Source organism: Pseudarthrobacter cellobiosi, from assembly GCF_023913755.1.
Taxonomy (GTDB): domain Bacteria; phylum Actinomycetota; class Actinomycetes; order Actinomycetales; family Micrococcaceae; genus Arthrobacter; species Arthrobacter cellobiosi.
Window position 1 is genome coordinate 1 of sequence record NZ_JAMXBJ010000032.1, and the last position, 19,080, is coordinate 19,080.

Consider the following 19,080-nt stretch of genomic DNA (forward strand, 5'->3'; position numbering starts at 1 on the left):
AATGGGTTCTAGACAAGCTCCATTTTCCTTGAAAAGACGGGCATTCTCGGTTTAAACCGCCGTCGGCGCCCCGAGCAACATCGGTGGATCAAGGCTTAGACACGAGCCATAGGGGCCCAGCGGTCGCTGAGCGACCTTGTGTGCCCGATGGCCCGCGATGCGCGACTACGCGAAGGTCCCCCGCCCCGCTATTGCCGAAAGTTCCGTTCGGCGATCTCCGCCGCGCCGCTACAGCCGACACGTCTGTTCGGGCGCCCTCCACGAGTACCCCCTGCCGAACGTTCCGCTCGGGTGCCTGCTGTTCCACGGAGGGAGGTGAGGTGCTTTGTCGGGAGGCGGTCCATCGGGTAGGTGACTTCCGCTCGCCGGAGACGGTCCTTCGAAAAGGAGCGCATCGCGGCGCATCGGGACGGAAGCTCGCTCAGCGAGCGAGTGGCCCCTTTGCGTCGTGTCTAAGCGACGTCGAAGGGCCGGCTGCGGCACCCAAGCCAGCGCAAACAACGAAGGGTCGGCTCCGGCACCCAACCCAAGTAGCGCCGGGCTACTCGCGGGCAGGTTATTCGCCGAGGACTTCCAGGGCTTCCATCCATTCGAGTTCGAGGGCTTCGCGGTCGGTGGCGAGGTCCTTGAGTTTTTTGTTCTGGTCGGCGAGGGCGTCGAAGTCGGATGCTGCGGTGCTCTTGACCATCTGGTCGTGAATCTTCTTTTCTTGCTGTTCCAGTTTGCCCAGCTGGCGCTCGATCCGGTTTTTGGCCTTCCGGGCGTCGCGCTTTTCGGCTTCGGAGGAACCGGAGGCTGCGGGGGCGGAGCTGCCGCTCGGACCGGTGACGGGGTTGCCGCCGCCGGTGATCGTGGAGCCGGCCAGGGCGGATTCGCGCAGTTCGAGGTACTGGTCCACGCCGCGCGGCAGGGCGCGGATCTTGCCGTCGCCCAGCAGGGCCATCTGGTGGTCGGTGACGCGCTCCAGCAGGTAGCGGTCGTGGCTGACCACAACGAGCGTGCCCGGCCAGCCGTCGAGTACGTCTTCGACGGCGGCGAGGGTGTCGGTGTCGAGGTCGTTGGTGGGCTCATCGAGCATCAGCACGTTCGGCTCCCCCACCAGCAGGCGCAGGAGCTGGAGGCGCCGGCGCTCACCACCGGAGAGGTCCCGGACCGGGGTCCACTGCTTCTCGTTGGTGAAGCCGAGCTGCTCCACGAGCTGGCCCGCCGTGAATTCCTTGCCGCCCACGTTGAAGGACCGCTTTTCGCGCTCAATGACTTCGATCACGCGCAGGTCCGAGACGTCGTCGAGCTCTTTGACCTCCTGGGTCAGCACGGCGGTGACCACGGTCTTGCCGCGCTTGACCTTGCCGGATGACGGCTCAATTTGGCCGTTGAGGAGTTTCAATAGGGTGGTCTTGCCGGCGCCGTTGACGCCCACCAGGCCCAGCCGCTCACCGGGGGCAAGCCGCAGGGTGATGTTGTCGAAGAGTTTCTGTCCGGGGTCGCCGCCGAGGAAGTCGAGCGTGACGTTCTCAAGGTCCAGGACGTCCTTGCCGAGCCGGGCGGTGGCCATCTTGCTCAGGGCTGTGGAGTCACGCGGCTCGGGGACGTCGGCGATGAGGGCGTTCGCGGCCTCGATGCGGAATTTCGGCTTGGCCGTGCGGGCCGGAGCGCCGCGGCGCAGCCAGGCGAGTTCCTTTTTCACGAGCATCTGGCGCTTGCCTTCCATAACATTCGCCGCGCGGTCACGTTCGGCACGGGCCAGCACGTAGGCCGCGTAGCCGCCGTCGAACGGGTCCATGATGCCGTCGTGGATTTCCCAGGTCTTGGTGCAGACTTCGTCCAGGAACCAGCGGTCGTGGGTGACCACCAGGAAGGCGCCCTGGTTGGCCCGCCACCGGGTCTTCAGGTGCCGGGACAGCCAGGCGACACCTTCGACGTCGAGGTGGTTGGTCGGTTCGTCGAGCATGATGACGTCATGGTCCTCGATCAGCAGCTTGGCCAGCGCCACCCGCCGCTTCTGCCCGCCGGAGAGGGCGTGGACGTTGGCATGCCAGTCGACGTCGGACACCAGGCCGCCCATGACTTCGCGGATCTGGGGGTTGCGGGCCCATTCATAGTCGGCCTGGTCGCCGACGATCGCAGCGCCCACCGTGAGGTCGCCGTCGAGCACGTCGCTCTGGTCCAGGTAGCCGATGTTGACTTCGCTGCGCTTGGTCACCCGGCCCGAGTCCGGGGTGGAGCGCATGGCCAGCAGGCGCATCAGCGTGGACTTGCCGTCGCCGTTCCGGCCCACCATGCCGATCCTGTCACCTTCCTCGAGTCCGAGGGTGATGCCGTCCAGGACGGTGCGCGTTGCGTACGAAACCGTAAGGTTTTCGCCGCCAAGAAGGTGTGCCAAGAGGGACTGCTTTCTGCTGCTCAGTAAGGAAGGGGACTCTTAAAGGAGAGTATCGGAGATGATGCGCGCGCCGTGCACGGGTCCGTGGACAGGGAATGCCGTCAGCCCGTAGTGCCGCAGGTCCTCCGCCAGGTTTTCGGCTGCGGCGGGATTGTGGGTCAACAGCGCCACGGTGGGTCCGGAACCGGATACGATTCCGGCCAGGGCGCCGAGCGCTTCACCTCGTCCCAGCGTATCGCGGAGCGCGGGGGAAAGTTCAATGGAGGCCCGCTGCAGATCGTTCACCAGGACCCGGCTCAGGGCATCGGCGTCACCGCTCCGCAGCGCCTGCAGGACATTGGGATCCACGGCCGTGGGCTCGGCAACGTCCAGTCCTTCTGCCTCCCGGAGCCGGTCCAGGGTGCGGAAGACCTCGGGGGTGGGCAGCCCATAGTCCGCCGCCACGAGGACCCAGTCCGTTTGGGCTTTGGCCAGTGCCGGCGAAAGGTCGTCGCCAACGCCAAGCCCGACGGCGGTTCCGCCGACGAGGGAGAACGGGACGTCGGCACCCAATTCGGCGGCCAGATGTGCCAACTCATCCCGCGACAGCCCGCTGTTCCAGAGCGCGTCGCAGGCCAGCAGGGTGGCTGCGGCATCGGCCGAGCCTCCGCCCATGCCCCCGGCCACGGGGACCCGCTTGGTGATTTCAAGGTGCACGCCGGTGGAATGCTCGGAGACATCGGCCATGATGGCTGCGGCCTTGTAGGCCAGGTTCTTCTCGTCCAGCGGAATATCCACGCCGTCCAAGTCCAAGGTGCTGTCAGGACTGATGCTGACGGTGATCCCCGGCATCTCCGTGCTGGTGGCAGCCACTTCCTCATAGAGGGAAACGGCCAGGTACACGCTGGCAACTGAATGGTAGCCGTCAGCGCGCAAGGGTCCCACGTCCAGGGAAACATTGACCTTGCCGGGCGCCTTCACACGGACCGTCCGTGCGGGAAACTTCCCGGCGGCTGCCTTCACGACCCGGCCTCGCGGGCTTCGGCAATCCGGGCGAAGGCGTGGATGTCGATGACTTCGCCCCGGGCCGATGGAGCCACTCCGGCGGCGATGAGGCAGCGCTCGGCCTCGGCTGCGCCGCCGGCCCAGCCGGCCAGGGCGGCCCGCAGCGTCTTCCGGCGCTGGGCGAAGGCGGCGTCGATCACGGCGAACACCTGCTCACGGGTGGCGGTTGTTTCAGGCGGTTCCCGCCGGGTGAAGGCCACGAGCCCGGATTGGATCTTCGGCGCAGGCCAGAAGACATTCATGCCGATCACCCCGGCCTTGCGCATGCTGCTGTACCAGGCCGCCTTGACCGAGGGCACCCCGTAGGTCTTTGATCCTGGCCCCGCGGCAAGCCGGTCAGCCACCTCGTCCTGGACCATCACCAGACCGTGCTGCAGGCTGGGGAAATGCTGGAGCAGGTGCAGGACCACCGGCACCGCCACGTTGTAGGGCAGGTTCGCCACAATGGCGGTGGGCACAACGGGAAGCGATGTGACCTTCATGGCGTCCGCCTGGACCAGGTGGAAAGCGCCCGCCGCGTCCGGCCGCCATGCTTTGACGGTTTCCGGCAGCTTTGCCGCCAGGACCGGATCAATTTCGACGGCGACCACCGTCTGCGCGGCGTCCAGCAGGCCCAGCGTGAGGGAACCAAGGCCGGGCCCGACTTCCAGCACCGTCTCGGTTGGCCCGATGTTGGCAACGGAGACGATCCGGCGGATCGTGTTGCCATCGATGACGAAGTTCTGTCCCAGTGTCTTGGTGGGCCGGATACCGATTTCTTCCGCCAGCCGGCGTATGTCGGAAGCACCGAAGAGGGGTGCGGGCGCGGCGGCAGTCGGTTCAGTCACCTAGGTATCCTATCCCGGCCGCCGTGACGGGCCATCCGCTTTCCGCGCGCATCGTGCGTGTTACGCGGTGTATGTTTCCGCTTAACGGCAGCGGCCGGCCCCGGGACAATCCGGGGCCGGCCGCTGTCTTCTGATTGCCTGGCGGCTGTGGTCAGCTGCCGCCAGCGCAGGTGCTCATTGGTGCCTAGCTCGTAGCGGCCCAGCCACAGCCCCACGGCTGCAGGCCACGCTGTGCGTACACGCGGTTGGCGATGTCGATCTGCTGTGCCTTGGTGGCGAGGCTGGCGTTGGGGGCGTAGGCGCCGCCGCCGGAGCCGATCCAGGTCCGGATGTCGAACTGGAGGCCGCCGTAGTAGCCGTTGCCCGAGTTGATGGACCAGTTTCCGGTGGACTCACACTGGGCGATCTTGTCCCACATGGCCTCGTTCATCATGGCCGGGGCCGAGGCGCCGGTGTTCGTTCCGGCGGCGGCTGCGGGCTTTGCCTTGGTGCCTACCGTGACCTTTTCCGTCACGGGCTGGACGGAAACAGTTTCGGAGACCAGCGTCCGCGAGGCTTCACGGCCGTCAACCATCACCAGTTTGTAGCTCTTATCCACCTTGCCGGCCACGCCGGCCTGGGTGACCTCTTTCTCGCCCTTGAGAAGCTCAGCGCTCTCAGTGGTCATACTGTCGAAAGCAACATCCTCAGTGGTGGCCGCGGTCTGGCTGGTATCCACCCGGGAGACCTTAACCACCATGTTGTTGACCACGTGCGCGTTGCCCGGCTGGGAGGTGCGGTCGTCGACGCCGAGGGTGATGCCGGCGTCCTCCAGCACCTGGGCGACGGTCCCCGCGGTGGTGGTGGCCGTGGAGGCCTTGCCATCGGCAACGATGCTGACGGTCTTGGGCGTGGAGATGGAGACAAACGATCCGGCCACAGCGAGCTGGGCGTCCTTCGGGACGGACACGGAGGAGGAGCTGGCCACTCCGAGTTCGGCGACGAGGCCCGCAACATCCGGCGCCGTGGTGTTGATGGTTTTTTCAGAGCCGTCCAGGCTGACCTTCACGGCCTTGGCCATGTTGACGTTGATCACGGTGCCGTTCTCCACTTTGGCGTCCGCCGAGGGCGAGACGCGGTCAGCCGGTTTCAGTTCTACGTTGGCGCTTTTTACGACCTGGCCCACGGTGCCGCCGAAGGACTGGACCGAAGTCACTTTTCCGTCGACGTTGAGGGTAACGGTTTTGTTATTTCCGACGAAGGCCACGAGGCCCAATACCAGCGCACACAGCAGCACCAGTTGGGTGCCCACCTTGATAAAACTGAACTTGCCGTCCGTTGTGAAGAGCTTGACCACGATTGCCCGTAACTTTAGATCCATCCGGGCACGGGGAAAAACGCAGTGAAATAGCCGGCGCATGACCCTGGGGACAAGCTCCGGGCACCGTTGCGCCGCCACACTCCGCTCGGCAGGCAGAGGGCATCAAAGCCCTGCTTGGTCCTGCTGCGAATGAAGTGAAATTATCCGAAGGCCTTCCCCGACCCCGGCTAATAGTTCTCCACTGTAACCGTAGCGTTATAAAGCAGCCAAGAAATTTACATACGAGGTATGTTGGCCAAGCAATGCGACGAGGCCCAGATCAGTCCCACGATCCGTACGCCCGCACGGTATTCTCGCTAATCCGGGTGCAGAGCTCCGCGAGCTCAGTTCCTGTCAATTCGGCCATGGCGCGGACGGTGTACGGCACCACATAACTGGCGTTGGGACGGCCGCGGTGCGGATGCGGAGTCAGGAACGGGGCATCCGTTTCCACCAGCACCAGGTCCGGGTCTGCCACCGCCAGCGCGGCGCGGAGGTTAGCCGCATTTTTAAAGGTCAGCGTGCCGGCAAAGGACATGTTCCAGCCCGCGGCATTGCAGATCCTGGCGAGCGCCTCATCACCCGAGAAGCAATGAAACACCACCCGCTCCGGAGCCCCCTCCTCGCGCAGGACCTGCACCACGTCCTCGTGCGCGTCGCGGTCATGGATCTGCAGCGTCAGGTCCAGGCGCTTGGCGATATCGATATGCCGCCGGAACGAATAGCGCTGGTGGGCCAGGCCTTCCCCTTCGGTGCGGAAGAAATCAAGGCCGGTCTCGCCGATGGCCCGGATCCGGGGGTGGGCGGCCAGTTGCTCAATCTCCGCCAGCGCATCCTCCAGCTCGCCGCGTCTGGCATAGTCCGGGGCGTCGTTGGGGTGCAGTGCCACTGCCCCCAGCAACCTGCTGTCCAGGTCAACGGCGCGGACCGTGAACCGGGAAGACTCCAGATCGCAGCCCACCTGGACGGCCCCCTGCACTCCGACGGCCTGGGCCGCATCCAACGCCGCGGCGATGCCCACCGGGCTCTCGCCGTCGGGGAAATCCAGGTGCGTATGGTTGTCCATCACAGGGACGGGCAGCGGCTCCGGCGCCGGCGGATAGTCCTGCCGCGCCTGCCGGCCGGCATCTGCAGAGTCCACCCCGGCGGCACGGTAAGCGGCGGGAATCAGCGAATTGCACATTCCTCAAGCCTAGCGGCGGCGGATCCGGCAGAATTCCCGGAACTCTCTGTCAGCCAGGGCAGTTGTGTTAGTAGGCTGGTACGAACAGATGCGAACGCCCACCGCCGGGCGAAGGCAGGCCTGCTGTCCCGTTCCGGGTGATCCCCGGGCTGAAAGGTTGCAGATGGACTCCCACCGCCGCACCGCCGTCAACGCGGTAACCCCTGCCAGCCGGAACTTTACCGCCGTGACGGAGCAGGCGGGCCATCTCAACGGTCACAAGGCAGCAGCCATGGACGCGGAAGCATTCCACGCGGCCAGCCAGCGGATCCTCGCCTCGATCAACACCGTCATTGACGGAAAGTCGGATGCGGCCAGGCTGGCCCTGACGGTGTTGCTGGCCCAGGGCCATCTGCTCCTGGAGGACGTGCCAGGTGTGGGCAAGACCCTCCTGGCCAAAACCCTCGCCCGGAGCATTGACTGCACGGTCAGCCGCATCCAGTTCACTCCTGATCTGCTGCCCTCGGATGTGACGGGCGTGTCCATCTATAACCAGGCGTCGCGGCTGTTCGAGTTCCGCCCGGGTGCCGTCTTCGCCAACATCGTTATTGGCGATGAAATCAACCGCGCGTCCGCCAAGACCCAATCCGCCCTCCTGGAGTGTATGGAGGAACACCAGGTGACCGTGGACGGGGACTCGTACAAACTCGACGAACCCTTCATGGTGGTGGCCACCCAGAACCCGATCGAGATGGAAGGCACCTATCCACTCCCCGAGGCCCAGCGCGACCGTTTTATGGCGCGGATTTCCATGGGCTATCCGGACAAGGACTCCGAGATCGAAATGCTGGAGACCCATCAGGCAACCTCCCCGTTGGCCAAGGTCTCCGCTGTGGTCACCGCGGCGGACGTCGCAGCGATGATCGCCACGGTCCAACAGGTTTACGTCTCCCAGGCCCTCAAGGAATACACCGTCTCAGTAGGCCGCGCAACGCGCGAAAGCCCCCTGCTCCGGCTGGGCGCCAGCCCACGCTCCATGCTCCAGCTGCTCCGGGCCGCGAAGGCCACGGCGGCGCTGGACGGCCGTGATTTTGTGCTGCCAGACGACGTCGTCAGCGTGGCGGAATCCGTGCTGCTCCACCGGATCATCCTGGACCGCAAGGCGGCCGGCGCCGGCGAGACCCCGCACAGCGTCATCCGGGGCATCCTCTCCCGGCTCCCGGTGAACCAGGACCCGGTGAACAACCCGGCCCGGTCATCGGCCCCGCCGGCCGGATTGCGCCGGAACCACTAGGCAGGGCTGTCACATGGCGCTGCGTGACCGACTACCCCGGCACCTGTTCAGCCAGCGTGGCTGGGGGCTCCTGGCCGCCGGCGCCGTGTGCCTGCTGTCTGCGCAGTTCATGGGGCGGCGGGACCTGCTGAGCCTGAGTGTCCTGCTCATCGTCCTTCCCCTGGTTTCGCTGGCCGGGATCCGGCTGCTCAAGCCCCGGTTCCAGGTTTACCGCGAGTTCAACCCTTCCCCTGTGGAGACCTCCGCCGCCACCACAGTGCGGCTAGCCGTGGCGCGGACCGGTTTCGGTGGCGGCCGGGCGATCATGGAGGAACGGCTGCCGCCGCGGTTCGGCGAGTCCCCGGCTTTCCATTTCCCGGCCCGCTCAGCCAAGGGCGGGACCAGCAGGTACGAATACCATTTGCGCTCCACCAAACGCGGACAGTACCTGATCGGCCCGGTAACCGCCGAGTTCACTGATCCGTTCGGGTTGTCCCTGCACCGGCGGTCAATTGACGACGGCGACACGCTCACCGTGACGCCCGCCGCCGTCGAGCTTCCCGTGACGGGCCTCGCGGGGGCCCGCGGCAACGACGGCATCACAGCAACCCGTACCCGCGCCAACCCCAGCGACGACGACGTCATGACCCGCGAGTACCGCCCGGGCGATCCCATGCGCCGGGTGCACTGGGCAGCCACCGCCCACCACGGCGCCCTGATGGTGCGCCAGGAGGAATCCGTCACGACGCCGGAGGCCACCATCATCCTGGACCAACGGTTCGCGGCGTTTTCCGGCGGGCCCGGCTCCGGTTTCGGGGGCAATGCGGCCGTGGACGGCCACGAGATGATCACCAGCGGCACGTTCGAGTGGGCCGTGGTGGCCGCGATCTCCATCTGCACACACCTCTCGGAGCGGAACTATGCCCTCCGCCTCCTGGACCCCCGCGGCGAACCCGCGTTCCTCCGCTCCCCGTCCGCACCGGAACCGGAAGCGGAAGAGTTCAGCGGAGTGTCCGGGCTCCAGTCGATCGCCGAAAGCCTCGCCGCCATCCAGCTGTCCGGTCCGCACCACGCTGCCCGGGACCACGGTGGCCAGGATGCCGGACCGGCCGTTTTCGACGATCACCTGATGGACAAACTCTCGGCCCACCGGATGCGGGGACCCCTTATTGCCGTGCTCGGCAGGATCTCTCCGAGCGAGGCCAGAGCCCTCGCTCCAGCGGCAGGTTACGGCGCGAACGCCTTCGCCATCATCGTTTCCGAGAGGCCCGCGGATTCCGAGGACTCTTTGGAGGCTCTCCGCCGGGGCGGCTGGCGGGCAGTGGCGGTGCCAGCCTCGGTTCCGGTCCCGGACGCCTGGACCCACTTCGACCATGGTGGTGCCGCGCCGGCCACGGCAGCGGCAGACGTACGCCGCGGAGCGGGGGTGGGGCGGTGACGCTGGCACCGGAACGCAACGCGTCCCGCAGGCAGGCAGCCACAGGTGCCCCGGGCCAGGCCCCGGCACGGACGCGGGTCGGGGCGTACCCCTGGGCCATGGCCGGTGCCGTTGCCCTGTCCGTGGCCGGCGCCGCGATTTCCCTCAACGGTGTTCTGCGGGGTTGGGCCTGGTACTTGCCCATCCTGACCACGGTGGTGGTGGTCTGCCTGACCATCGCCACGCTCCGCGCGCTGCGCGCGCAGCCTCTCGTGGTGGCGGCAGGCGGCTTTGCCTCCCTGATCGCGATTCTCACCCTGACGTTCTTCCGGAGCACGGGCATTGCCGGTTTCATCCCGTCCGGGGCAACCTTGGCTGAAGTGGACAGGTTCGTCCGCCGGGCGAGCGAGACGGTACTTGCGGAAAGTGCCCCGGTGGCTCCGAACGCCGGAATCGTTATGGTCAGCTGCGCCGCCCTGGGCCTGACAGTCATCCTCATCGATGCGCTGGCCGTGCCGCTTGGCATGCCGGCAACAACCGGGCTGGGCCTGCTGGCCATCCTGGTAGTCCCCGCCACCGTGAAGCCCCAAAGCGTGGGGGTTTTGGGCTTCACTGCCACGGTGGCCGGGTACCTCCTGATCCTCGCGTGCAGCCAGTGGTTTGCACCGGATTCCCGCACTGCGGCCGACAGCGGCCGGAATCTCGGCCAGTTCCGGCGGGCCGTGCTGACCGGAACCGTGGCACTGGTGGCAACCCTGGCCGTGCCGGCGGTCATCCCGGGATTCGACCACGGCACGTTTCCGCAGGGCTCCCGGCTGAACCCGTGGGGCGCCGGGACCGGCTTGAACCCCATGATTACCTTGGGAAACAGCCTGCGGGCACCGGCCGGAAGCGGGCGGATCACCTATGCCACCAACGCGGCCGGGCCGCTGTATCTGCGGTCCGTCACTGTTGACAATTTCGACGGCGAATCCTGGGGACCTGATGACCGCGACGCAGAGCGGCGCCCCGTGGCCGGACAGCTTGAGACGGGCTACGAGATCGTCGCCCAGGAGCAGGTCCGCCAGGTGACTGCCGTGGTTACGGGCACGTTCACCAGCCCGTACCTGCCTTTGCCGTACGCGCCGGAAACAATCCGCGGGCTCAATGGCGCCTGGACATGGGACCCGGCCACCCTGGCCGTCAAGGGTTCCAACACCAACACGCGGGCACAGCAATACATTGTGGTGTCCACGGCGCCTAAGCTCACGGCCACCCTCCTTCAACAGTCGTCGCAGGCCGTGCAGGGAATCCCTGCTGACTTCACCAGGGTTCCCGGCAACGTCCCGGACATCGTCCGCAGCACGGCTGACACGGTGACAGCTTCGAGTGACACACCATTCGCCAAGGCCATGGCCATCCAGAAATACCTTCGCTCAGGGGAGTTCACCTACTCGCTCCAGTCACCTGTCCAGGGCGGCTACGACGGTAACGGGCTTTCGGTGCTGGCCGATTTCCTGACCCAGAAGAGCGGATACTGCATCCATTACTCGTCCGCGATGGCCGTGATGGCCCGGCTGGAAGGTATCCCCAGCCGCATCGCGGTTGGCTACGCGCCGGGCCGAAGCACTGGTTCCACGGTTTCAGTGGCCGGGCAAGGTGCGCTGCCGGAGTATGAGGTGGACGCCCGGGACGCCCACGCCTGGCCCGAGCTCTACTTCCAGGGATTGGGGTGGGTGCCCTTCGAACCCACGCCGTCGCGTGGTGTTATACCCGCGTACGCCACGGAAACCAGCACACCCGGCATCCCCGGTTCGCTGGGTAATAACGACGACCTCCTTCCCGGCGCAACCGCCCCGACCCCCACGCCAAGCGCCACCGCCGCGCCCCTCCCCGGTGCAGGTGGCGGCGCAGGGGGCCTCGGGCAGCTGCTCCTGCCATGGCTGCTGGGCACGGGCGCCGCGCTGGGCCTGGTCCTGCTGGCAGCTTCGCCACGGCTTGTGCGGGTGGGGCGGCGTGCCGGGCGGCTCCGCACCGAGGACCGGGCGCGGGAGGACGTGATTCCGCTGGCGTGGGCCGAAATCCGTGACCTCGGAACCGACTACGGGCTGCCACCGGACTCGAGCGAAACAGCCCGGACGTATTCCGCACGGCTCCGCCATTCATCGCTGCTCGGCGAACATGGCGGCATGGACGACGCCGCGCACCAAGCCATCCGCAGCCTCACCTCCGACTTCGAACGCCGGCACTACGGCCCGCCAGTCCAGGACACAGCCGGCCGCGGCAGGACCGTGGCCATTGCCCCACGCATCGCGGCGGTGCAGCAGTCCATGCGTGCCAACGCCTCGCTCCCTCGACGCCTCCGTGCCTACTGGCTCCCGCCGTCGGTTCTGGGCCGGTGGGCCTGGCTCCTGGCTGCCCCGTTCAGAGGGCTCAACAGGCTGGCGCGCCGGACGGCAAAAGCCGCCGCACGCTCCTGGTCGAGGGCGCGCGGCGGCTTGTTCCGGCCGCGTGGTAGCCAATAGCGGCTCGCCGCAACGGCTACCTACAGGCGGTGGAGGAAGCGGCTGACCGGAGGATAATCCTGTCAGCCGGCGGACGATCCGGTCAGCCGGCGTAGGGGTCCGCGATGCCGATGTACTGGGTGTAGAGGTATTCCTCGATGCCTTCGAGGCCGCCTTCACGTCCCAGCCCGGACTGCTTCACGCCGCCGAACGGTGCGGCGGCGTTGGAGATGACACCGGCGTTCAGGCCGAGCATGCCGGTCTCGAGCCGTTCGCCCATCCGGATGCCGCGGTTCAGGTCGCGCGTGAAGACGTACGCCACCAGACCGTACTCGGTGTTGTTGGCCAGGCGGACCGCTTCGTCCTCGGTGCCGAAGGTGATGATCGGGGCGACGGGGCCGAAGATTTCCTCGGACAGTATCCGCGTGCCTTCGGTGACGCCGGTGAGGATGGTGGGCGGGTAGAAGTAGCCCGGGCCCTCGGCCGGGGCGCCGCCCAGGACAGCCTTGGCGCCGGAGGCCACGGCGTCGCTCACCAGCTCGTGAACTTTGTCCCGGCTCTTGGCATCGATCAGCGGACCCACTTTGGACTCCGGTTCGGTGCCCCGGGCGGTGGTCATCTCACCCATTTTCGCGGCGAACTTTTGGGCGAATTCGTCGGCGACGGACTCGTGGACGATGAACCGGTTCGCCGCGGTGCAGGCCTCGCCCATGTTCCGCAGCTTCGCCAGCATGGCACCGGCGACGGCGGCGTCCAGGTCCGCGTCCTCGAACACCACAAACGGGGCGTTGCCACCGAGTTCCATGGAGGTCCGCAGGACGGTATCGGACGCGTCGGCGAGCAGGCGCCGGCCCACCTCGGTGGAGCCCGTGAATGAGAGTTTGCGCAGGCGCTGGTCCTTGATCAGCGGGCCGGTGGTGGCTCCTGCCGTGGACGTGGGGATGACGTTCAGGACTCCGGCCGGCAGGCCAGCCTCCTGCATGACTGCGGCGAACAGCTGCGAGGTCAGCGGCGTGAGGTTGGCCGACTTCAGCACCATGGTGCAGCCGGCCGCGACAGCAGGGGCGATCTTGCGCGTGGCCATGGCCAGCGGGAAGTTCCACGGCGTGATCAGCAGGCACGGGCCCACCGGCTTCTTGGTGACCAGCAGGCGGGACTTGCCATCGGGCGAGACCGAGTAGCGGCCAAACGCGCGGACGGCTTCTTCGGAGAACCAGCGCAGGAACTCGGCGCCATAGGTGACCTCGCCGCGGGCCTCGGCCAGAGGCTTGCCCATTTCCATGGTCATCAGCAGCGCGAAGTCCTCGGCACGCGCCGTAACCATCTCAAAGGCACGGCGGAGGATTTCGCCACGTTCACGGGCCGGGACCTTCGCCCACGATTCCTGCGCTGCGGCGGCCGCGTCCAAAGCAGCCTTGCCGTCTTCGGCGCCGGCGTCAGCGATGCTGAGGAGCACCTTGCCCGTGGCGGGGTCCTCGACGTCGAACGTCTTGCCTGACGCCGCCGGGCGCCATTCGCCGTTGATCAGCAATCCGGTGGGGACAGAGGCCAGCAGTGCGATTTCGCGCTCCGCGGTAACAGCTGGCTGTGCGGTGACAGTCACGGTGACTCCCTCGTCAGTAAGGTTTGGTTCAGCCTTGACGCAGGGCCTGGGCGGCCTGCCGTATTGGCTGATTTACTGTCACACTACTGCCGCGGCCGCCAGAGGGTCTACGCCTGGACGCACTGCTGAAGCGAGATTTCGTTGTGCAGCTGCACAGCTGGCCTTTTCGTACGCTCAGCGTGCCGCGAGGACCGCCGAGTACAGCTCCCGCTTGCTGACGCGGACGTCCTCAGCTACGGCGGCCACGGCTTCCTTGAGCCGGATTCCCTGGGCCACCAGCTCGTTGACGGCCGCCACGTGGTCCTCGGGGGTGCCCGGCGCCTGCTCAGGGGCTCCGCCCAGCACCACGGCAATCTCGCCGCGGACCTCGTTGCCTTCGGCCCACAGCAACAGTTCCCCGACCGTCCCGCGGATGACTTCCTCGTAGGTCTTGGTCAGTTCGCGGCAGACAGCGATCCGCCGCTCGGCACCGAGACGCTCGCGCAGCGCCCGCAGCATCGATTCCAGCCGGTGCGGGGCCTCAAAAAACACCATGGTCCGGCGTTCGGCCGAAAGGTCCGCCAACCGCGACGCCCGTTCGCCGGCTTTCCGGGGCAGGAATCCCTCAAAACAGAAGCGGTCGGTGGGGAGACCGGACAGTGCCAGGGCCGTCAGTACCGCGGACGGGCCCGGGACGGCGGTCACGGTGAGTCCGGCTGCCACAGCGCCTTCCACCAGCCTGAACCCCGGGTCCGAGACTGAAGGCATGCCGGCGTCTGTGACCATGACCAGGGTTTTGCCGGACCGGACGTGCTCCAGCAGCTCCGCGGTCTTGGTGGCCTCGTTGTGCTCGTGGTAGCTGATGACCCGCCCGGCGACGGTGACTCCGAGGCTCTGGACAAGGCGGTGCAGGCGCCTGGTGTCTTCGGCGGCCACGATGTCCGCCGTCCCCAGGAGCTCGATCAGGCGGGCCGACGCGTCTCCCGTATTCCCGATGGGCGTTGCCGCCAGCACAATCCGGCCGGGCCCCGTGGCGACCGGTGCCGCTGCAGCCGGGTCCGCTGTCGCGTGAACCTCTGTCTCTGGCTCCTCCCCGGCGGCAACGGAAGGTTCTGCGGGGCGGGAATCGGCGAAGGTGCTGGGGTTAGGGTCCACTCCCCCAGCGTACTGCTGGCTAGCGGCCCAAGCTGCAAAAGGTAGCATGGGGCTCGTGACGCAGACCTCCATGCGGCCTGCCGAGGCCGGCCAGACCATCCCGCCGGCACGAGGCCCGTGGATCGCCCGTCCGGCGGAGGCCTTCTCTGCCACAGCCCTCCGCGAGCGCCTGATCGGCAGCACCCGCAGCTGGCGGGATTACCCGCCGTCGCTGCGTCTCTGGTTCTGGCTGGTGCCCGCCCTGACCTCCGTGATCGGCGGCGTCCTCCGCTTTGTCCGGCTGGACACGCCGCACAGCTTGGTCTTCGATGAAACGTATTACGTCAAGGACGCCTACTCCTACGTGGTCAGCGGCTACGAACGGGGCTGGCCGGACAAGGCCAACGACTCGTTCAACGCAGGCAACCCGGCCATCCTCCTGGACACTCCCGAGTACGTGGTCCATCCGCCCGTGGGCAAGTGGATGATCGCCGGCGGCATGTGGCTCTTCGGGGCCGATAATCCGTTCGGCTGGCGGTTCGCGGCCGCACTGACCGGAACCCTGTCCATCCTGCTGCTCACGCTGATTGTACTGAAACTGTTCCGGTCACTACCGCTGGCTGCCGCCGCAGGCCTGCTGCTCGCCGTCGACGGCCACCACCTGGTGATGTCACGGACATCACTCCTGGACATCTTCCTGATGTTCTGGCTCCTGGCGGCCTTCGGAGCTTTGCTACTGGACCGCGATGACGGACGACGACGGCTGGCCGCACGGCTCGGACGGCTCGCGGCCGCGTCCCGGAACGATCGGCCCGCAGCCAGCCAGCTGCTGGCGGGACCGTGGCTGGGGATCCGCTGGTGGCGTCTCGCCGCGGGCGTGTGCATGGGACTCGCCATAGGCACCAAGTGGTCGGGCCTCTTTTTCCTCGCCGGCTTCGGTCTGCTGACGGTCCTGTGGGACCTCAATGCACGGCGCGTCGCGGGAATCCGCGGTTGGATCAGCGGCGGAATCATCAAGGATGGACTGCCTGCCTTTGTCAGCATGGTTCCGGTTGCCGTGGTGGTCTACACCGCCACTTGGACGGGCTGGTTCCGTTCCGAGGGCGCCTACTTCCGGCGGTGGGCCCAGAGCAACCCCTCAGCGGAGTGGGGCTGGCTGCCGGACTCCCTGCGTTCGCTGGCGCACTACCACCTGGAGGCCTACAAGTTCCACCAGGGACTGGGCTCCGAACACCCTTACGAGGCAAGCGCCTGGAGCTGGCTGGTGATGGGCCGACCGACGTCGTTCTTCTACCAGAAGCCGGAGCAGGGCGTCCCGGGATGCGACGTGCCCAACTGCGCCTCAGCCATTCTCTCGGTGGGGAACCCGATGATCTGGTGGGGAGCGGCCATCTCACTGGTGGTACTGCTGTTCTGGTGGGCCGGGCGCCGGGACTGGCGTGCAGGGGCGATCCTTGCGGGCGTGGGCGCCGGCTACCTGCCGTGGTTCCTGTACCCGGAGCGGACCATGTTCTTCTTTTACGCCGTCTCCTTTGAGCCCTTCCTGGTGCTCGCGCTGGTGTACTGCCTGGGCCTCGTCCTGGGCCGGGACACCGACCCGCTCTGGCGCCGGCGGTCCGGTGTTTACCTGGTGGCCCTCTTCGTCGCCGGGGCAGTCCTGTTGTCCGCATTTTTCTACCCGGTGTGGACGGCTGAGACCATCCCCTACCAAGAATGGCGCTACCGGATGTGGATGCCGTCCTGGATCTAAGGCAGGATTGCATGAAACCCTGACCAGCCGCGAACTGCGTTGAGGCAGCGGAACGGAGACGCCCCCGTGCGAGAAGCTAGCACAAAACTCCTGGTGGAGCTGGAGCCCGGCAGCAATGTCACCGATCTCCTGCGACAGCGGGAGGCCGCCAACCCGGCCCACGCCCTCTACGCGCGCAAAGGCCCCAACGGCTGGACCGACGTCCCGGCGCAAAAATTCCTGCACGATGTCTGCGCCCTCGCCAAAGGACTGATCGCCGGCGGCCTGGAGCCCGGCGACACCGTGGCCGTAATGTCCGCCACCCGCTATGAGTGGGCCCTGGTGGACTTCGCCATCTGGTTTGCCGGCGGCGTGAGCGTCCCCATCGACGAGACCTCGACCCCCGGTCAGGTGGAGTGGATCCTGCACGACGCCGGCGTGCGCCGCGTGTTCGCCCAGGACCGCGGCAAGGTGTCGCTTATTACAGGCGTCCTGGAGTCTTCCGCCCTGTTCAAGGACCGGCTGGTGACCGTGGTGAGGATGGATGACGACGGCGCGGCCCCGAACCTCGCCAGCCTCTCGGCTGCCGGAATGGGCGTCACGGACGCCGAGCTGGAACGCCACCGCTCCGCCGCGGGCCTGGACGACATCGCATCCCTGGCCTACACTTCCGGCACCACCGGACGGCCCAAAGGCTGCGTGATCACCCACGGCAACTTTGCGCTCGTGGCCGTCAACGTCGTCGCCTTTCTTCCGGAGATCCTCAAGGGGCAGAACGCGCGCACCCTGATGTTCCTGCCGCTGGCCAATGTGCTCGCCCGCGCTGCCCAGGTGGCGTGCCTCCATGCGGGCGCCACCCTGGGCCACGTCAGCCGTCCAGCTGATCTGCCGGCGGATCTGGGCACGTTCAAACCCACGTTCCTCCTGGCGGTGCCCCGGATCTTCGAGAAAGTCCGGGCGGACGCCGCGCACCAGGCTGCCGGGTCCGGGAAAGCGGGGATCTTCAGGGCTGCGTCAGCCGCCGCCATCCGTTTCTCCACTGCACAGGACACCGTGGCCCGCGGCGGGGGCAGCGGACCCGGGCTGGCGTTGCGGGCGCGGCATGCCGTCTTTGACCGGCTGGTGTACCCGAAGCTCCGCCAGCTCCTGGGCGGCCGGGTCCGTTACGCGGTATCGGCGGCCGGCCCCCTGGCACCTGAGGACGCGCACTTCTTCCGCGGCGCCGGGATCCCGCTCCTTGAGGGCTACGGGCTGAGCGAGACAACCGGCCCCTGTACGTCCAACACGCCCGCCCGGACCAGGGTGGGCAGCGTGGGCGTCCCCCTGCCGGGCACCACCATCCGCGTGTCCGAGGACGGCGAAGTGCTGATCAAGGGGATCGGTGTGTTTAAGGGTTACCACGCCAATGAAGCCGCCACCGCGGAGGCCTTTGTGGACGGGTTCTTCCGTACCGGAGATCTCGGCGAGCTGGACCCAGAGGGCTTCCTGACCATCACCGGCCGCAAGAAGCAGCCCGGCAAAATAAACGGCTGAGCACGTGCAGTTGCTTGGGGCTACGCCTCAGCGGCGATCGGCTCATCCTTGGCCAGGCCGCGACGGCGGCGGGTGGGCCAAGTGAGGATGAGCGTCACCAGGGCCGCCAGGAGGACCAGCGCGGCGATGACAATGACGGCATCGATCCAGAACTGGCCCGGGAACAGCCTGATCAGGGTGTCTTCAAGGGCAAACGTCCAGGAACCGCTGGCAAAGAAGATCCGATGGAATTCGGTGAAGAACTGCTGCCAGCCGAGCACGGCCAACGCGCCAAGGCCCAGGATGATCGCCAGCGCAACAATGGATCCCGCGAAGAGTCCGCGGCGCACACCGCCGGTGCTGCGGCGGCGCAGGTATGCGATGGCCACGAGGCTGAGGACGATCAGGAGTGCTCCCCCGCCAAACGCGGAAAGGATGACAACTTTCACGTCGGCCATGTGGCTGACTTCGCCGTCCTTGAAAAGGTCCCCGCCGCTGCGGTTGACCAGATCACCCAGGTACCGCGGCCCTGCCCAGTTGCTGAGGTAGTCAACCGCGTAGGAACCGTACGTCATCCGGTCGTCGGTGCTGAACCCGTACCCGTCGCCCGGGAACCCGGGCCTGTTGTACTCGGCCCACAGGAACAGCGGGCTGGTGACCGCGCGGACGGCCAGCACCAGCAGGATCACCGGGTAGAAAAGGGCCAGCAGGACTTGCCAGATGCGCGGGGCCACAGGCTTGGCGTTTGCTGCGCTTTCGCGCTCCGCGTTGCGGCGCTCCACGTCCTCCTGCGGCGGACGGACCTGCAGCGCTGACGTGGGCAGCGGCTCGCTGAAGTGGGCACCGTTTCGGGTGGCACCCTGGGCGGACGGTTCTTTGCGGAGTGACTCTTCTACAGAAGGTACGACGGCGGGAGGTTCGACGGCGGCCTCCGCGGCTTTGCGGCCGGCGCGGCTTTCGGGCTGGGTGACACCGCCCTGCCCGGCACCGCTACGTGATGGGGACACGTCGGGAGTGCTGGAGCCGGAGTCTTTCAGCCAGGCAAAAGCTGGCTCTTCCGAGTCCGACGAAGTATCCAGGTCCGGATCCGGCTGCGGCTCCGTGCGTTTGGCAGGGGTCGGCGAATTGTCGTTCACAGCAGCGTCACTTCCGTTGGGTTCCACGCCGCCGGCTCTGATCCGGGCAGCGCCGTGTA

General features: G+C 67.0%; 12 protein-coding genes and 1 pseudogene. 5 read left to right on the forward strand and 8 right to left on the reverse strand.

The window, feature by feature from the left end; all coding sequences use genetic code 11:
• Window positions 1-556: 556 nt before the first annotated feature.
• The 5 genes from NG696_RS03900 to NG696_RS03920 form a co-directional block, all read right to left on the reverse strand.
• Complete coding sequence (locus NG696_RS03900) at window positions 557-2,383, reverse strand: ABC-F family ATP-binding cassette domain-containing protein (RefSeq protein ID WP_252566320.1); 1,827 nt, start codon at window positions 2,381-2,383, stop codon at window positions 557-559.
• Between the two features lie 39 nt (window positions 2,384-2,422).
• The gene (locus NG696_RS03905; RefSeq protein WP_252574137.1) at window positions 2,423-3,385 is read right to left on the reverse strand and encodes a 4-(cytidine 5'-diphospho)-2-C-methyl-D-erythritol kinase; all 963 of its coding nucleotides are present in this window, start codon (window positions 3,383-3,385) and stop codon (window positions 2,423-2,425) included.
• Window positions 3,382-4,254, reverse strand: coding sequence for a 16S rRNA (adenine(1518)-N(6)/adenine(1519)-N(6))-dimethyltransferase RsmA (rsmA, locus tag NG696_RS03910; protein WP_252574140.1), 873 nt, complete (start codon window positions 4,252-4,254; stop codon window positions 3,382-3,384). The genes NG696_RS03905 and rsmA overlap by 4 nt, the downstream gene beginning before the upstream one ends.
• A gap of 184 nt (window positions 4,255-4,438) precedes the next feature.
• Entirely contained in the window at window positions 4,439-5,590 is a 1,152-nt protein-coding gene (locus NG696_RS03915) for a resuscitation-promoting factor (RefSeq protein ID WP_252574142.1), read from the reverse strand.
• 283 nt (window positions 5,591-5,873) lie between these two features.
• Window positions 5,874-6,776, reverse strand: a complete 903-nt coding sequence (locus NG696_RS03920) for a TatD family hydrolase (protein WP_252574143.1) — start codon at window positions 6,774-6,776, stop codon at window positions 5,874-5,876.
• Window positions 6,777-6,939: 163 nt separating this feature from the next.
• On the opposite strand from NG696_RS03920, the gene NG696_RS03925 reads away from it, so the two are divergent.
• The 3 genes from NG696_RS03925 to NG696_RS03935 are packed head-to-tail and all read left to right on the forward strand — an operon-like array spanning window position 6,940 to window position 11,949.
• Entirely contained in the window at window positions 6,940-8,049 is a 1,110-nt protein-coding gene (locus NG696_RS03925) for an AAA family ATPase (RefSeq protein ID WP_252566334.1), read from the forward strand.
• 13 nt (window positions 8,050-8,062) lie between these two features.
• Complete coding sequence (locus tag NG696_RS03930) at window positions 8,063-9,466, forward strand: DUF58 domain-containing protein (RefSeq protein ID WP_252574145.1); 1,404 nt, start codon at window positions 8,063-8,065, stop codon at window positions 9,464-9,466.
• On the forward strand, window positions 9,463-11,949 hold the full coding sequence (locus NG696_RS03935) for a transglutaminase TgpA family protein (protein ID WP_252574147.1): 2,487 nt from the start codon (window positions 9,463-9,465) through the stop codon (window positions 11,947-11,949). Before NG696_RS03930 ends, NG696_RS03935 begins: the two co-directional genes overlap by 4 nt.
• Before the next feature lie 82 nt (window positions 11,950-12,031).
• On the opposite strand, the gene NG696_RS03940 is transcribed toward NG696_RS03935, so the two are convergent.
• Window positions 12,032-13,531: an NAD-dependent succinate-semialdehyde dehydrogenase gene (locus tag NG696_RS03940; RefSeq protein ID WP_252566342.1), complete on the reverse strand. Its 1,500-nt coding sequence runs from the start codon at window positions 13,529-13,531 to the stop codon at window positions 12,032-12,034.
• Window positions 13,532-13,705: 174 nt separating this feature from the next.
• Window positions 13,706-14,665 (reverse strand): 16S rRNA (cytidine(1402)-2'-O)-methyltransferase, encoded by a 960-nt coding sequence (rsmI, locus tag NG696_RS03945; protein WP_374208667.1) that lies wholly within the window; start codon window positions 14,663-14,665, stop codon window positions 13,706-13,708.
• A 46-nt stretch (window positions 14,666-14,711) separates the two neighbouring features.
• On the opposite strand from rsmI, the gene NG696_RS03950 reads away from it, so the two are divergent.
• Together NG696_RS03950 and NG696_RS03955 are read left to right on the forward strand one after the other, a co-directional pair.
• Window positions 14,712-16,394: a dolichyl-phosphate-mannose--protein mannosyltransferase gene (locus tag NG696_RS03950; protein ID WP_374211169.1), complete on the forward strand. Its 1,683-nt coding sequence runs from the start codon at window positions 14,712-14,714 to the stop codon at window positions 16,392-16,394.
• A 66-nt stretch (window positions 16,395-16,460) separates the two neighbouring features.
• A pseudogene (locus NG696_RS03955) lies at window positions 16,461-17,882 on the forward strand (AMP-dependent synthetase/ligase); the annotation flags it as partial.
• Between the two features lie 44 nt (window positions 17,883-17,926).
• Here the strand turns inward: NG696_RS03955 and NG696_RS03960 are convergent.
• Entirely contained in the window at window positions 17,927-19,021 is a 1,095-nt protein-coding gene (locus NG696_RS03960) for a TIGR01906 family membrane protein (RefSeq protein ID WP_252566345.1), read from the reverse strand.
• Between the last annotated feature and the right edge of the window lie 59 nt (window positions 19,022-19,080).